At 71.7% G+C, this 14,558-nt stretch carries 17 protein-coding genes; 14 read left to right on the top strand and 3 right to left on the bottom strand.

The window, feature by feature from the left end; genetic code table 11:
• Positions 1-66: 66 nt before the first annotated feature.
• The 3 genes from ACFFR3_RS45655 to ACFFR3_RS45645 form a co-directional block, all read right to left on the bottom strand.
• Positions 67-1,224, bottom strand: coding sequence for a pentapeptide repeat-containing protein (locus ACFFR3_RS45655; RefSeq protein WP_379485190.1), 1,158 nt, complete (start codon positions 1,222-1,224; stop codon positions 67-69).
• 5 nt (positions 1,225-1,229) lie between these two features.
• Complete coding sequence (locus tag ACFFR3_RS45650; RefSeq protein ID WP_379485189.1) at positions 1,230-1,553, bottom strand: hypothetical protein; 324 nt, start codon at positions 1,551-1,553, stop codon at positions 1,230-1,232.
• A 136-nt stretch (positions 1,554-1,689) separates the two neighbouring features.
• The gene (locus ACFFR3_RS45645) at positions 1,690-2,166 is read right to left on the bottom strand and encodes a hypothetical protein (protein ID WP_345410296.1); all 477 of its coding nucleotides are present in this window, start codon (positions 2,164-2,166) and stop codon (positions 1,690-1,692) included.
• Positions 2,167-2,619: 453 nt separating this feature from the next.
• On the opposite strand from ACFFR3_RS45645, the gene ACFFR3_RS45640 reads away from it, so the two are divergent.
• The 14 genes from ACFFR3_RS45640 to ACFFR3_RS45575 all read left to right on the top strand — a co-directional run.
• Entirely contained in the window at positions 2,620-4,608 is a 1,989-nt protein-coding gene (locus ACFFR3_RS45640) for a hypothetical protein (protein WP_345410298.1), read from the top strand.
• Positions 4,609-4,692: 84 nt separating this feature from the next.
• Positions 4,693-4,848 (top strand): hypothetical protein, encoded by a 156-nt coding sequence (locus ACFFR3_RS45635; RefSeq protein WP_345410300.1) that lies wholly within the window; start codon positions 4,693-4,695, stop codon positions 4,846-4,848.
• A complete protein-coding gene (locus tag ACFFR3_RS45630) occupies positions 4,845-5,054 on the top strand; it encodes a hypothetical protein (protein ID WP_379485188.1) in 210 nt (69 codons plus the stop codon). Before ACFFR3_RS45635 ends, ACFFR3_RS45630 begins: the two co-directional genes overlap by 4 nt.
• Positions 5,054-5,230, top strand: coding sequence for a hypothetical protein (locus ACFFR3_RS45625; protein ID WP_379485187.1), 177 nt, complete (start codon positions 5,054-5,056; stop codon positions 5,228-5,230). The genes ACFFR3_RS45630 and ACFFR3_RS45625 overlap by 1 nt, the downstream gene beginning before the upstream one ends.
• Positions 5,231-5,324: 94 nt before the next feature.
• The gene (locus tag ACFFR3_RS45620) at positions 5,325-5,870 is read left to right on the top strand and encodes a hypothetical protein (protein WP_345410304.1); all 546 of its coding nucleotides are present in this window, start codon (positions 5,325-5,327) and stop codon (positions 5,868-5,870) included.
• A 208-nt stretch (positions 5,871-6,078) separates the two neighbouring features.
• The gene (locus ACFFR3_RS45615) at positions 6,079-7,896 is read left to right on the top strand and encodes a major capsid protein (protein WP_379485186.1); all 1,818 of its coding nucleotides are present in this window, start codon (positions 6,079-6,081) and stop codon (positions 7,894-7,896) included.
• An 83-nt stretch (positions 7,897-7,979) separates the two neighbouring features.
• Positions 7,980-8,834, top strand: a complete 855-nt coding sequence (locus ACFFR3_RS45610) for a hypothetical protein (protein WP_345410309.1) — start codon at positions 7,980-7,982, stop codon at positions 8,832-8,834.
• A gap of 14 nt (positions 8,835-8,848) precedes the next feature.
• Complete coding sequence (locus tag ACFFR3_RS45605) at positions 8,849-9,349, top strand: hypothetical protein (protein WP_379485185.1); 501 nt, start codon at positions 8,849-8,851, stop codon at positions 9,347-9,349.
• Positions 9,349-10,161 carry a hypothetical protein gene (locus ACFFR3_RS45600; RefSeq protein WP_345410313.1) on the top strand — a complete coding sequence of 271 codons (813 nt, stop codon included), beginning with the start codon at positions 9,349-9,351 and terminating at the stop codon, positions 10,159-10,161. Before ACFFR3_RS45605 ends, ACFFR3_RS45600 begins: the two co-directional genes overlap by 1 nt.
• Positions 10,158-10,883, top strand: coding sequence for a hypothetical protein (locus ACFFR3_RS45595; protein ID WP_379485184.1), 726 nt, complete (start codon positions 10,158-10,160; stop codon positions 10,881-10,883). Before ACFFR3_RS45600 ends, ACFFR3_RS45595 begins: the two co-directional genes overlap by 4 nt.
• Before the next feature lie 7 nt (positions 10,884-10,890).
• Positions 10,891-12,570, top strand: coding sequence for an RCC1-like domain-containing protein (locus tag ACFFR3_RS45590; RefSeq protein WP_345410317.1), 1,680 nt, complete (start codon positions 10,891-10,893; stop codon positions 12,568-12,570).
• A 61-nt stretch (positions 12,571-12,631) separates the two neighbouring features.
• Entirely contained in the window at positions 12,632-13,081 is a 450-nt protein-coding gene (locus tag ACFFR3_RS45585; RefSeq protein ID WP_345410319.1) for a hypothetical protein, read from the top strand.
• 62 nt (positions 13,082-13,143) lie between these two features.
• Positions 13,144-13,599 (top strand): hypothetical protein, encoded by a 456-nt coding sequence (locus tag ACFFR3_RS45580; RefSeq protein ID WP_345410321.1) that lies wholly within the window; start codon positions 13,144-13,146, stop codon positions 13,597-13,599.
• A gap of 146 nt (positions 13,600-13,745) precedes the next feature.
• On the top strand, positions 13,746-14,558 hold an 813-nt coding region (locus ACFFR3_RS45575), incomplete at its 3' end, for a hypothetical protein (protein ID WP_379485183.1).

Genomic DNA, 14,558 nt, shown 5'->3' with positions numbered 1-14,558 from the left:
CCCAGGGGTGTTCGCGTCGCGGCTGCTGCAGCTGCCCGGGCCGCTACGCGGAAGCCGGGGGGTGGGTTAGGAGGGGAGCTTGGTGGCGTCGTCTGTCTTGACGTAGGAGGGGAGGTTGGTGGCGTCGTCTGTCTTGACGCCGGTCAGGTCCGCGCCACGCAGGTCCGCGCCGGCCAGGTTCGCGCCACGCAGGTCCGCGCCGCCCAAAACGGCGTCGCGCAGGTTCGCTTCGAACAGGTACACACGGTGCAGGTCCGCGCCGGCCAGGTACGCGGCGGTCAGTTTCGCGCCGATCAGGTTCGCGTTCTCCAGGTCTGCGTTCTCCAGGTTCGCGCGGGTCAGGTCCGCGTCGGTCAGGTCCGCGCCGGCCAGGTCCGCGCCGGCCAGGTCCGCGCCGGTCAGGTCCGCGCGGGTCAGGTCCGCGTCGCGCAGGTTGTGCCCGATGAGCTGCGCGGCCGGGATGCGTGCTCCCCACAGTCTGCAGGGGCAGGCTGTGCGCGGCCTGGACGGGTCTGCGGCCGATCCGCCGAGGCCGCCGAGGACGGTCAGGGCGGCTTGCACGTCGGTGTCCGGCTGCTCGGGGGTCTTGGCCTTGGGTTTGGGGTCGTGCTCGCGCACGTACGCCGACAGGACGTCGCCGATCGTTTCCCGGTCGCGTTCGGAGTCGTGTGCCAGCCGGCCCAGGGCGTAGATCGCGCCCAGCCGGACGTCGATCTTCTTGGAGCCGAGCTGTTCGATGGCTTTGGTGTACCGGTCGGTTATCTGCCCCTCCTGGGAGGTTTCCAGGGACCTGGCGGTGTAGGCGAGGCTGCCCGCGGTGAACACGAGGCCGAGGGCGACGCCCCAGGTGCTCGCGCGCTGGAGTCGTGTGCTGCGCTCGGCGATGAGCGCGTCGAAATGATCTTTGGGGTTCCGCTTCAGGTCCTCGACCTGGTCCGGCGTGAGCAGCGGCAGCGGCGGGAGGCTCCGGCGGCGGCTGGCCACGACGAGACGGATAGCGCTGGCGGACACGGTCACGCCGGTGAGGACGGCGATGAACGCGAGCGGGTAACGGGCTAACGCGTAGTCCAGGTCTGCGATGCCCTCGAAGTTCTGGAGGATGCGCGCCCACCAGGCGTCGATTTCGGGGCTGAGGGCGAGGATCGCGGTGGCGATGACGGTGGGGATGAGCACGCCGGTCGGCCAGATCAGGGCTCGGTGCAGGCGTGCACGCCGTGGCGTCACGGCGGTCAGTGGGGGGTGTCCCGGTCGTCCTGCTCGCCGGCCAGGTAGGAGCCTGGCGGGATCAGCTTCATCGGCTTGCCCATCGTCATGGTGACGAGGTCGGCGTCGGCGCTGGCCAGTGCGGCGCGGATCGACATGCCGCGGATCGAGTCGGCGACTCGCTCCAGGTCCTCGACGCTGTACTCGTCGGTGCGCCACCCGATCGAGGACATGTGTTCGGCGAGCAGGCGCAGGGCTCCTGCGGCGGCGAAGGCGTGCTGGGCGAGTGCGCCGGCGGCGCGCTCCCGGCCGGCGGCGTCGGGGTTCGGTGCGGGTTCGGGGGTGGTCACCGGTGGGCTCCCAGGGTCGGGGATCGTGTCGCCTTCGACCCTAGGAGGTCGGCTGGCGCGGCGGCGGACGATGACCGGAACCCCTTCCGGGTTCGCGTCGTCCGCCGCGGCGTACTCGAGCGTGCTACGCGATGCGTTAGGAGGGGTCGGTGTTGTGGCGGACGGTCAGGACGCCGCCGGCGCCGCGCCCCTTGATGCAGTTCACGATGACGCGCCGCATGGTGGTCGACGACGGGACCTCGTCCCAGGAGTGGGGCGGGCCGACGAAAAGCAGGGCCTGGCCGGCGTCGATCGCGGTGTCGTACCAGCCGGGCGCGACCTGCCCGCTGTAGGTGTACAGCGGGCTCGGGGACGGCCAGTTGATGGTGTAGCTGGGGCCGGGCCCGATGACGACTTCCCAGCGGGAGTCGTGTGGTTCGTCGAGGGTGGCCACGCCTTCGTCGTCGATGACCATGGGTCGCAGGCCGGTGTTCTTGACGGCGTGCAGGAGGAGCGCGTCGGCGAGCGGCTCGGCGGGCGACAGGTACAGGTATGGGGCTCCGCCGTAGACGATGGTGCGGCAGTCGAGCTTGAGGGTGCCATCGGTGATGGCGGTGGCGGTGACGTTGAGCATGGCGAGACTGTACGGCAGCCGGGGCTGGCATAGGTGGTAGTTGCACGGCGAAGCCCTCAGCTATGGGAGGCGGCCTGCGAGGGATAGCCGGCCAAGGGAGGAGCTGAGGGCTTCGCTGTGACGGGGTTGCGTGTCCGGTGTAGCTGTCGATCGGCCTCCACTCTCGGGGGTTGCTCGCGTGTCTGCCTGCCGTGCAGAACCTCCCCGCCTATGCGACCGCGTAATCAGACGGTTATGTGGTTGTGACTGCCGGTAACGGTGGGTGGTGGTCTGGGCGGGGTGCGGCACCTGCCCCGCCCAGGGGTTTCGCGTCGCCCGCCGTGGCGGTGAGCTCGACATGACGCGGACCTGGCTGGTGTGGGGTGGAGCGTCGGCAAAACCCTTGCCTAGGTGTGGAATGGTGTGCGGCCCTTACACCTAAGCGGGTGGCTGTCGCCTGCCACGATCACGGACATGTCGATCCGCAGCAAGATCTTCCTCGGCAAGTCCCGTCCGCAGACCATGACCCACGTCGAAGAGATCGACGGGACAGGGCGGCGGCGGACGCTGGTAGCGGCGGCGCAGATCATGAACGGTCCGCGGATCGAGCGGGTGACGCCGAAGCACGGCGCGAAGAAGAACGCGGTCAGCCAGGCGTGGCAGATGGACGCGTGGACGCTGCATGACGAGGTCGGCGAGCTGCGGTCGGCGATGGCGTGGCTGGCGGCGGGCGCGTCGGCGGTGCGGCTGGTCGCGGCCCGCCAGTCCGCGACCGGCGGCGACCCGGACCCTCTGCACGAGGGCGAGGTCGCCGAGCTGGTGGCGGACTGGGCCGGCGGGCGGGGCTCTCAGTCTCAGATCGTGCGGCGCGCCGCTCTGCACCTGGCGCTGGTGGGCGACACCTACCTGGTGGGCGAGACGGTCGACGCCGACCAGGTGCCGGCCGGGACGGTCCTGCCCGGCTCCCCCTCCCCCGGCGGGGACGGCGACGGTGTTGCCGGTGAAGGGTCGCGGGAGCAGTGGGAGGCGTACTCGACGCAGGAGATGCGGTACTCCGTGGCGGACGGTTGGCAGGTCAACGACGGGCAGTCCACCCGTGGCCTGGCCGACGCGCTGGTGATCCGCTGCTGGCATCCGCACCCGGCGGTGTGGTGGGAGGCGGAGTCGTCGGTGCTGGCCGCCAGGCCGGTGCTGTTCGAGCTGCGCGGGCTCGGCCAGTCGGTGATGGCGTCGATCGATTCACGGCTCGCCGGCGCCGGCCTGCTGGTGCTGCCGCAGTCGTTGACGTTCCCGGTCGGGCAGGCCGCGCAGGGCGGCGACGCGGAGGACGGCGAGGACCCGTTCGTGGCGGAGCTGATGCAGGCCATGGTGACGCCGATCAAGGACCGGGACTCGGCGGCGGCGGTGGTGCCGCTGGTGGTTAAAGTGCCGGACGACACGGTGGGCAAGATCCAGCATTTGTCGTTCTCGACGCCGATGGACGCCGCCACGAGCACGCTGCGGGAAGAGGCGTTGAAGCGGCTGGCCATCAGCCTGGACCTGCCGCCGGAGATGCTTACCGGCCTGAGCGACTCGAACCACTGGAACGGCTACCTGACCAGTGAAGGCGCGATCAAGATGCACATCAAGCCGCTGGTGGTGACGATCGCGTGGGCGCTGACGGTGGGCTGGCTGCGGCCGACGCTGCGCGCGATGGGCTACAGCGACGCCGACGACTACATGGTGTGGGTGGACACGTCCGAGCTGCTGATGCGGCCGGACCGGGCGGGCCACGCCAAGGACCTGTACGACCGTTTCGCGATCGGGCAGGACGCGCTGCGCCGCGAGGCCGGGTTCGACTCCGACGACGCTCCGAGCGACGAGGAGCTGCTGCGGATGATCGCGTTCCGGCTGCTGGACCGGGCGAGCGACGTGGGGCCGCTGATGGAGGCGCTGGGGCTGCGCCGCATCTCGGTGGAGACGCTCCCGGCCGGCGACAACGACAACGACGACGACGGTGATGGTGGTGATGCTGGTGGGCCTGTGGGGGACGCTCCGGCGCTGGATCCAGCGCCCGGCCCGGACGACAACGGCGACGGCGGCGGCGGCGATGGTGGGCCGTCGCAGGCGGTGGCGGCGGTGATGGCGGGGGCGGCCGACGTGCCGTGCGACGGGCCGCTGTTCGCGGCGCACATGGCGGTGATGCGGGCGCTGGAGATCGTGGGCAAGCGGCTGCTGACCAGGGACCGGCGGGGCGCCTACCAGCATGTGCCGTCGTACCGGCTGCACACGGAGCTGCCGGTGCCGGAGGACGCGATGGACCGGCTGCTGGACGGGGCGTGGGACACGCTGGCGGGGCTGCTCGGCGACGACGCGCACCAGGTGGTGGCGGCGGTGGACGACTACGTGCGGGACCTGCTGCGTACGGGGCAGCCGCACGAGCTGGACTGGTTGCGGGCCGCCCTGAAGCGCACCCGCACCTGACCTATATGCAGAAGCCTTGCTTCCCCCCACACCCGCGTGTATGGTTTGTTGCGCACCTGACAAACCGGCAAGGAAGGAGGTTTCGTGCGTAGACGCAGTTTGACCGAGGCGGAGCAGCGCGAGCTGGGCCAGGACGCGGTGGCGATCGCCGAGAACGGCGACCACCCGGTCACGTCGCTCGCCGATCTCGGCGAGGTGGTCGACCAGGCCCGCGCATCGCAGACCGGCGGTCGGCGATGAGCTGGGCCGACCAGAGCAGCCAGGCCGAGACGCCCGAGGGCCGCGCGCTCGTCGAGCAGGTCGGCATGGACACCTACACCAAGGAAATGGCGCAGACCGCCCCCACCGAGGACGGTCGCCGCGCCTACCTGACGGCCGTCCACAACAAGGAGATAGGCGGCCGAGCGGTGGACGCCCTGTTCCACCGCCAGGAAGGGAGCGCGTGATGGCGCGGAGAGCGTACTCGGGCATCGTCAACATGGGCGGCTCCATGAGCCTCAACGGGGTCGCCGTGGGCGACGGCGCGACGATCGTGGTCAACGGTAAGACCGTCGAGGTCGCCGCCGACGACGACACCACCACCACGGGCGCCGGCGACGAGGCCGGCACCAGCGGCAAGTAGGCCGCATCCTGCAAATCCCCGCCCCCGCGCCTGCGAATGGCTCGGGGGCGGTGGCATGACCCGCACCTGACACCCGAAACGATCAAAGGGACCGATGTTCTACGACTTCTACTCTGTCGCCCACCTGGACGAGCTGCTGGACGGGCCGCTGTCCCGGCTGCCCGACTCCGCCCCGATCATCGAAGGGCTGGCGTGCGGCGACTGGCCGGAATGCTTCCAGCCGGCGAAGTACGCGCACCTCGCGTACTGGTCCGGCGACCAGCGCATCACCGCCGAGCAGGCCCGCATCCACGCGGAGAAGACCGGTGACGCTTCCAACGCCACCAGGCGGGCGCTCGTGATCGTCCAGGACGCGGCGCCTGTCGGCGACCCGGACGGGCCGGTGTTCCCGATAGCCACGCTCGGCGACCTGCGGAAGCTGATCGCAGGGTTGAAGGAGCTGGGGCTGTACCTTGCCGACGTCGCGCCGTTCCGGATCGACCCGAACGCCACCCCGGACCCGGAGTCGGGCGACCCGGCAGGGCCGAACCACCCCGACCGGTACACGTTCACGTCGGACGTCCAGGTGGCGTGGTGGGACGGCAAGGTGGCGTGGGATGAGGAGGGCGAGGGCCGCCAGGAGTGCGTCGTGCTCTGGTAGCGTCGCCGCTCATCCACTCCTGTCAAGGCGGAGCCCCGGCCAGGTTGAACCGGCCGGGGCTCCGCTGTGTCTGAGGTCCGACACGCGGCGAGCCACGGCGCGACCCGACACGCTGGGGCTTTACCATCAGTGGTGATCGACTGATCGATGATCGCCGCTGGTTGCTGGCCGGGCATCTCTCCGCATTTTCGAGGGGTGTGCCCATCCAATGAATCAGCTGCAGGATCTTCTGAACGCTCTGGCCCGCGGCGAGGAAGGCGCGGACGACGTCGCGGAGCTGTTCGCCGGTGTGGAGGACCTGGCGGCGCTGGAGGCGGAGGCGCTCGGCGTTTTCGACGGGCTGATGGCGGCCGACACGCTGTCCGATGAGGACATGGCGTCGCTGGAGGCGCTCGCGGAGGCCGTCGAGGCGATCCGCGGCGAGCAGGGCCGGCGGGACCAGGTCGCCGCCGAGCAGAGGGCCCGCCGGGAGGAGCTCGCGGCCCGGGTCGCGCCGCCCGCCGGCGACAACGACGATGACGCCGCCGGCGACAGCGGCGAGGGCGACGGCGCGGGCGACGACGGCGGCGCCGGTGATGGCGCCGCCGTCAGCGGCGAGGGCGACAGCGGCGGCGCCGGTGATGGCGCTGGCGACAGCGGCGAGGGTGCCGGCGCTGGTGAAGGTGGCGCTGGCGGGGATGCGGTGACGGCTGGCGGGCGTGCTGCCCGGCCGGTCAGGCGCGCCCCGAACATCGCGAGCCTGGCTCGCCGCCAGCCGCAGCCGCCCGCGCCGCCCGCCCAGGCGGCACGCCCTGGCCGTGGAACGCTGGTCGCCGCCGTCAACGTGCCCGACACCCCGGCCGGCACTGAGTTCGCCGGCATGGGCGAGCTGGCGGCTGCCGCTCGCCGCCGCTTCGGCGCGATGCCGTCCGCGTCGTGGGAAGGCCGCTACCAGGCCGGCCTGGCGGTGATCCGCAAGGACGTGCCGGAGGACCTGGTCGCCACCGGCAGCAACAGCGATCTGGACCTGCTGGACCGGGCCGCGGACGAGTCGCGGCTGCCCGGCGGCAGCCTGCTGGCCGCTGCTGGCGGCGGCTGGTGCGCGCCGTCCGAGACTTGGTACGACCTGTGCGAGATGGAGTCGTCGGACGGGCTTCTGTCGCTGCCGGAGGTCGTCGCCAACCGTGGCGGCATCAGGTGGACGCCCGGCCCTGACTTCGCGTCGATCTTCGCGAACACGGGTTTCGTGCAGACCGAGGCGCAGGCGATCGCCGCCGAGGAGAAGCCGTGCTACGAGCTGGAGTGCCCCGAGTGGCAGGAGTGCCGTCTCGACGCGATCGGCTACTGCGTGTCGTCCGGCATCCTCACCCAGCGCGCCTATCCGGAGCTGATCGCCCGGTTCCTGCGCGGCGCGGCTGCCGCGCACGCTCACCGCTACAACGCCGAGACCATCCGCAGGATGGTGGAGGGCTCCACCACGGTCACGCTGGGGGCGGGGCTCGGCGCGGTGCCGACGCTGCTGGGCGGCCTGGAGGTGCAGGCGGAGGACTACCGGTACCGTCAGCGGCTGCCGCGTACGAACGGCCGTCCGGCGACGCTGGAGATCGTGCTGCCGTACTGGGTGCGTGGTCTGCTGCGGGCGGACTGGCTGCGCCGTAACGGCGAGATCTCCGACAAGGCGGACGCGGCGATCGACGAGTGGTTCCGTACCCGCTACCTGTCGCCGCAGTGGGTGTACGACTGGCAGGACGCGTTCACCGACGACGGTGAGGGCATGGGCGGGGAGACGCCGGTGACGGCGTGGCCCGAGACGCTCAAGGTCCTGATGTACGCGGCCGGCACGTGGGTGCGTGCGACCAGCGACATCATCAGCATCGACACGCTGTACGACTCCACCCTTTTCAAGATCAACCGCTACAACGCGGTGTTCTTCGAGGAGGGGATGTGCGTGATCAAGCGCTGCCACGACTCGCGTCTGGTCGAGATCCCGCTGTGCCCTGACGGGTCGACGGGTGAGCAGCGGGCGCTGGCTTGCCCGACCGCCTGACCGGCCACCATCCGAGCGGCCCCGGCCGGCGAGCGTGCGCGCTGGCCGGGGCTCACCACGTCGAGGGACGTTGAGGGGACATCGTGAGCAGCACCTGCCCGCCTATGACGGTGGCCGCGCCCGCGGTCCAGCCGTACGGCTTCGGCCTGTTCTCCGTGGCGCAGTGGCCGGTCGAAGCGGATCCGCACTGGCGGTGCGGCGTCCAGTGGGAGCCGTACGCGTGCGGGCCTGCCCGGCTGTACCCGATCGACCAGTGCGCCGAGGGTGAGCCGCCGGAGAAGCAGGTCGAGGAGGGCACGCCGCTGGTCGAGGCGACTCCTCTGGTCGTCTACGGCGGCTACCACTGCAAGCTGCCGGGCCGTACGGTGCCGGCCGACATCGAGGACCGGGCCCGGCAGTCGCTCGCTCTCGGCGAGCAGCGCGCGGTCGAGGAGGCGGTGTGGACCGGCGCGGCGGGCAACAGCCCGTGGCTGGCATCCCCCGACGCCACGGTGCTCAACGCTGCCGAGACTCCCGGCGCCGGCGACGCGCTGAAGGCGATCGGCGCGATCGCCGCGCTGGAGGCGTACCTCGGCGCGACCTATGGCGGGCTGGGCGTGATCCATGTGCCGCGCGGCGCGGTGCCCGCGCTCGCCTTCTACCAGCAGATCGTGCGGGACGGCAGCGTGCTGCGGACGGTGCTCGGCACGCCGGTCGCCGCCTACGGCGGGTCGCCGAACACCGGCCCGGCCGGCGAGCCGGCGCCGGCGGGGACGGCGTGGGCGTACGCGACGGGCCCGGTGGCGATCCGGCGGGGCGAGGTCCTGGTGACGCCGACGCCGGTCCCGGCCGCCGGGTTCGACCGCAAGACCAACCAGGTGCATCTGCTGGCCGAGAGGGAGTACGTGGTCGGCTGGGACTGCCTGCTCGGCGCGGCCCTGATGGACATCTCGTGCTGAGTGAGGGGATTTCAATGAGCGACCTGGTGGAGCGCAGCGCGCACGACCTGGAAGAGGTCGAGCTGGTGCCCGACCCTGGGGCGGACACGCGCGGGCTGGTGCGTGCGCTGCTGGCGGCTGCCGGGGATCCGCGCCTGGTGCGGACGGTGTCGTACGGCGGGTTCCGCTGTCCGCGCTGGGTGATGGTGGAGGCCGGGGTGACGTGGACGGAGATGAGCACCGTCGCGGCGCCGCGGCCTGCCCCCTCCGCCGCCGCCGTCGATGCTGTCGAGGAGCCTGGTGGGGGCTTCGCGGGGGCTCAGGACGGCGTGGAGGCGGCGGAGGGGCCCACCGAAGGCGACAGGCCCGGGGATGAGGGCGACAGGCCCGGGGATGAGGGCGGCGAGGCTGTAGAGCCCGCTGAGGAGCCCTCCAGCGAGCCCGCAGACCAGTCCGAGCCTGCCGAGGAGCCTGCGGGCCGTCCGGCGCGGGCGAAGGGCAAGGGGGGCAAGACCGCTCGCAAGGGGGGCGCGTAATGCCGTTCGAGCGGCTGCAGCCGCTCCCCTGCGCTGGAAGCGGCACCGGCCCTGATCCCGGCCCCGGCCCTGATCCCGGCCCCGGCCCTGATCCCGGCCCGGGGCCTGGTCCTGGCGGGCTGGGCCTCGACGTCGAGGCGGTCGTGCTGTGCGACTTGCTGCCGGACGGCAGCGTCGCCGGCCACGTGCTCCTGGAGCCCGTCTATGACGCCGAGACCGGCGTGCGCACCTCCACCCGGGTCACGGACCTGGCCACCGGCAGCCCGTACACGCCGCAGGGCGTGCTCGGGCCGTGCCAGCCGTCCGCCGGGGCCGGCGAGGGGACGGGGTGCGCGGCGACGCTCAAACGCTGCCGCTGCGACGACACGGACGGCGACGGCATCGCCGACGCCTCCTTCACGGAGCTGTGGTGTGTGCCGGCGGACGGGTCGCCGGCCCGGCTGCTGCTCACCTACAGCGGCGACGACCCGTCCACCGTCTACGAGCCTGTCTCCCCGGTCGCGTGCGACGCCGGCACCACGCCGCTGCCGCAGGTGACCGGCGTGCGCGCGTTCCGCACGGTGCTCGGGCCGGGCACCCGCTGGAACCTGGCCACCGCTGCGGGGGCTGCGCCGCAGTCGGTGACCGCGACCGCGCTCGACAGCGCCGCCGCCCAGGTCGAGACCGGCAACGGTGTCAGCGTCCTGGCGGCCGGCGAGACGACCACCTGGTCCGTGCTCAAGGACCACGACCACATCCTGCACCCGCCGCTGATCATCACCGCGCAGGCCGGCCGGGTGGCCGTGACCTGGACCGAGGAGGTCTCCTCATGAGCTGCTGTCCACCGCCCGTCATCGTGTCCGGAGGAGGAGGTGGCGGGGAAGGCGGCACGTACGACCCGGGCATGCTGGCCGTGCCGGTCGTGCTGTGCGACGACAACGGCCCCTTCGTCAGGCGTTTCGTGTTCGACGCCGAGACCGGCGCCCCGTCCGGGCCGCCGGTCGATACCGCGCTCGACGGATCGACCGCGTACACGCCGTCCGGGCAGGTCGGGGTGTGCGGCCCCGCTGCTTCCGACCCTGGGTCGCAGGTGTGCCCGTCGCGGATCGTGGAGCGCTGCCGCTGCGACGACGCGGACGGCGACGGCATCGCCGAGGTGACCTACACGGAGCTGCTGCTGATCGACGGCTGCACGGGCGAGATCAAGTCGGTCGGCACCTACACCGCGGACCTGTCGGCCGCGTACACGGCGGTGGCTCCGATGCCGTGCCAGGAGGGCGGGGTGCCGCCCGCGGTGACGGCGCAGGCGCGCCGTGTCGTGCTGGAGGCCGGCCAGACCTGGAACCTCGACGACCACGCCGGGGTGAAGACGCTGTCGCTGACGTCGCTCGGGCAGGCCACGATCACGACCGAGGACGGGGCGACACCGCTGATCGAAGGCGAATCGGTCGGCTGGTCGACGTCGGGCGAGCCCCTGGCGGGGCCGCTGACGGTTGATGTCGAGTCTGGATCGGTGCGGGTCACGTGGACGACCGCCGCCGCAGTGGAGGGGTGACCAAAGAGTGGCTACGAGCGGAGCTTTCGGGGAGCGGACGCGCGTCGTCCAGGAGCGGCTGTGCGACCAGAAGGTGAACGACGCCGGCGAGGTCGTGGAGAGCGTGTCGTTCCTGCGCCGCTACCAGGTGACTGCTGAGGGGGCGCAGGTCGGCGCGGCGACGGACTGGCAGCTCGACGGCCGCACCCCGTACGAGACGGCGGGGTCGATCGTCACCGACTGCTCGTCGTCGGCGCCGGCCGCCGCGCCGGAGCCGTGCGGCGGGGTCGAGTCCGGCAGCTTGGAACCGGAGTGGGAGCCGGTCGCGGACCCGGCCGGCGCGGAGACGGTGTCGCGCACGTCGCCGTTCATGGTGACGTTCGACCGGCAGGTGTCCACCACGGACACGGTGGTTTCGGTCGGCGGCCAGCCGGCGTCGCTGGTGCCGGTCGCCGGGACGACCTACCGGGTGCTGATGGAGTCGCCGCTGCCGGCGTGCGCGCCGGCGACGGCGGAGGTGCTGCCGGTGGCGTTGAACGGCTGCCCCGACCCGGCCGGGAAGTACGTCTCTGCGGCGGTGACCGCGCGGGCGGAGGCTCAGCCGGCGTACGCGTGGGGCTACAACGCGTACGGCCGGCTCGGCGAAGGGTCAACGACGGGGCAGACGACGCCGGTGGAGCAGAAGACCGGCGACCTGGAGCTGGTCCGCATCGAGGGCGGCGTCGACGCGTTCTCTCTCGGCGTGGACGCGGCCGGGCAGATCTGGGCGTGGGGCTACAACGGCTACGGCGCGTTCGGCGACGGCACCACGACCACCTCGTACGAGCCGGTGAAGTCGAAGATGCCGCCGGGCGTGACCGCCGTCGATATCAGCGCAAGCCGGTACGCGTCCGCGTTCGTCGGCAGCGACGGGAAGGTGTACACGGCCGGGTACGGCGGCTACGGCCAGCTCGGCACGGGCGGCACATCGTCGCGGTCCACCTGGGCGCCGGTGCCGCTGTCGGCGGCGGCGGTGCAGGTGTCGTGCGGCAACGACCACGCGATCGCGCTGCTGGAAGACGGCACGGTGTGGGGCTGGGGCTACGACGGCGAGGGCGAGGCGTCCGGGCAGGGCGTCGCGGGCGGCAACGAGCTGACCCCGGTCAAGGCGACCTTCCCCGAGGGGACTGTGATCCGGGAGATCGCGGCCGGCTCCTACTTCAACGTCGCCGTGGACTCGGCCGGCAAGGTGTGGACGTGGGGCATCGACAACTGGCAGCAGCTCGGCAACTGCGACCCTGACGCGGTGGCCAAGCCGCTCCCGGCGGCGATCACCATGCCGGAGGGTGTGACCGCTGCTCATGTGCGGGCCGGGTACGCCAACGGCGCGTTCATCGCCACCGATGGCGCGCTGTGGGTGTGGGGCAGCAACGTGTACGGCAACTGCGGCCAAGGCACCAGCGGCGGGACGGAGACCTGCCCGGTCAAGGTGCCGCTGTCGGCGCCGGTCGTGGACATGGAGTGGGGCACGGACACCGCTGTCGCGCTGCTGGACAACGGCGAGGTCTACGCGTGGGGTTACGGCGGGTCGGGCGAGATGGGCAACGGCTCGACGAACGCGCCGAACCCGACGCCGTTGCAGGTGACGGCGCTGCCTGACCGGGACCCGACCGGCGTCGCCGTCTCGGACTACTCCGTCTTTGTGACCTTCTCTCCGAAAACCTGTTAAGGGAATCTAGAAAGGGAAAGTGATCATGTCTGGGACTCTTGGGAGCATTGCCACGCCCGACGTGGACCCTGTGATCCTGTGCGACGTCCAGGAGGACGGCACCGTCACGCGGTTCATCCGCGCTTTCCGCGCGGACGGCAAGTTCACCGACTTCGGGATCGACGGCGAGGCTTACACCCCTTCCGGGACGGTCGGTGTGTGCGCTGGCGGCGGTGGCGGCGGTGAGGGCGACGGCGGTGACGCCGGCACCCCGGCCGAGGTCACCCCGGCTGTGCAGAGGCAGACCGACGCCGGAACGGTCACGGTCGCCGAGGGCGCGCGCAGCGTGACGCTGATGGTGCTGGCCGGCGCTCCGACCGTGGCGGTCGGCGGCGGCGACGCGGTCGCGTTCCCCGCCGGGTCGTCGGCGTCGTGGGGCGTGGATGCGGGCGGTGAGCGGCTCAAGGGCGAGTTCGTCATCACCGCCGCCGCCGGCGATGACGTGATCGTCATCAGCACGCGTCAGGGCTGAGCCGCCGCCAGGCCGCCGCCGCGCCCGGCGGCGGCCTGGCCGAACCTGAGAGGGGCTGGGGGATGTCAACGGGCGGGTCGGTCGCGCTGCCGACCAGGATGGTGCCGATCACCGGAAGGGCGGCGCTGGCGTCGGCGGTCGATGTGACGTCGTCGGACTGGCAGGACGTGCCGCTGGAGCTGACGCTGCCGGTCCCCGGCCTGTACCGGCTCGGCGGCGCGCTACAGATCATGCTGGACGCCAGCATGGACGGCGCCCGGGAGGTGTGGATGTACTACCGGGTGCTCGACGTCGCCGCGGGCCAGCCGCTTCAGCACGTCGGCGGGCTGGTGCAGGTGCGGGCACCACAGCGCACCTGGTGGACGTCACCGATCGACGGGTTCCACCGGGTCCAGGACACGGCGACGGTGCGGGTGCAGGCGTCGATGGGCCGGCAGGGCGAGGCGGGGCAGGCGATGATCCGGTTCTTCGAGACGTCGGGCTCCTCCCGGTTCACGTTCGAGCGGATCGGCGACTGAGCGGTATGCCGTAACAGCCCTGGCCAGGGGGCTGCCGATACCCTGGCGAGTGCCGCTGGTTCGTGGACCGGGACTCACACAAACGTTGGAAATTGTGAGGTGCCTCGGTGGGCGAGGTCATTTGGCCCAGTGTCCGTGGCCGGCGGATGAGGGCGACGAAGGTCGACGGATGCGGCCGGCCGGTGCCCGGCCCGTGCAGCGTGGTCGTCACGGACGGCTTCATCTCGGTCTCCTACTCGATGGAGATCTCCGAGGGTGAGGAGATCGAGCAGCGCAAGGCGGACGGCACCCTGTGTGTGTCGTCCAAGGGCTGCCCGGAGCTGAAGTGGATCGAGACCGAGATCGAGTTCTGCGGCGTCGACCCTGACTTGTTCACGCTGCTGACCGGCTATGAGACGGTGCTCGACTACAAGGGCGACGGCGTCGGAAACCGCATCGGGTCCAAGATCTTGTGCGATGGCGGTGTGGCGCTGGAGGTGTGGTCCGACGTCCCCGGCGTGGTGTGCCAGGAGACCGGCGCGCAGCAGTTCGGCTACTTCCTGATGCCGTGGCTGAAGAACGCGATCCTGACCGAGTTCACGATCGAAAACGATGCCGCTTCTTTCACGATCTCCGGCCAGAGCTCGAACGGCTCCGGCTGGGGCAAGGGCCCGCACAACGTGGATGCGCAGGACGCAGCCGGTACGCCGGGCCCGCTGCTGAAGCCGATCGAGCCGAAGGACCACCTGGACATGCACCTGGTGACCATCCCGCCGCCGGACCCGTCCGGCGGATGTGCGGAGCTGGCGGGTACTCCCGATCCGGACCCGGAGCCCGACCCCGAACCGGAGCCGGACCCGGAGCCCGACCCAGAGCCGGAGCCCGATCCGGAGCCCGATCCGGAGCCCGATCCGGAGCCCGACCCGGAGCCGGAGCCCGAACCGGAGCCGGACCCGACGCCCGACCCTGACCCGACGCCG

The sequence above is a fragment of the Nonomuraea salmonea genome (assembly GCF_042428605.1).
Classification (GTDB): Bacteria; Actinomycetota; Actinomycetes; order Streptosporangiales; family Streptosporangiaceae; genus Nonomuraea; species Nonomuraea salmonea.
Note: the sequence above shows the minus strand (reverse complement) of the source record. Positions and strands in the feature narration are given on the sequence as shown.

Bases quoted from the DNA above. Each gene is read 5' to 3' on its own strand.
- ACFFR3_RS45645 (WP_345410296.1), bottom strand. From the start codon at position 2,166: ATGCTCAACGTCACCGCCACCGCCATCACCGATGGCACCCTCAAGCTC.
- ACFFR3_RS45640 (WP_345410298.1), top strand. From the start codon at position 2,620: ATGTCGATCCGCAGCAAGATCTTCCTCGGCAAGTCCCGTCCGCAGACC.
- ACFFR3_RS45630 (WP_379485188.1), top strand. From the start codon at position 4,845: ATGAGCTGGGCCGACCAGAGCAGCCAGGCCGAGACGCCCGAGGGCCGC.
- ACFFR3_RS45625 (WP_379485187.1), top strand. From the start codon at position 5,054: ATGGCGCGGAGAGCGTACTCGGGCATCGTCAACATGGGCGGCTCCATG.
- ACFFR3_RS45620 (WP_345410304.1), top strand. From the start codon at position 5,325: ATGTTCTACGACTTCTACTCTGTCGCCCACCTGGACGAGCTGCTGGAC.
- ACFFR3_RS45615 (WP_379485186.1), top strand. From the start codon at position 6,079: ATGAATCAGCTGCAGGATCTTCTGAACGCTCTGGCCCGCGGCGAGGAA.
- ACFFR3_RS45605 (WP_379485185.1), top strand. From the start codon at position 8,849: ATGAGCGACCTGGTGGAGCGCAGCGCGCACGACCTGGAAGAGGTCGAG.
- ACFFR3_RS45600 (WP_345410313.1), top strand. From the start codon at position 9,349: ATGCCGTTCGAGCGGCTGCAGCCGCTCCCCTGCGCTGGAAGCGGCACC.
- ACFFR3_RS45595 (WP_379485184.1), top strand. From the start codon at position 10,158: ATGAGCTGCTGTCCACCGCCCGTCATCGTGTCCGGAGGAGGAGGTGGC.
- ACFFR3_RS45580 (WP_345410321.1), top strand. From the start codon at position 13,144: ATGTCAACGGGCGGGTCGGTCGCGCTGCCGACCAGGATGGTGCCGATC.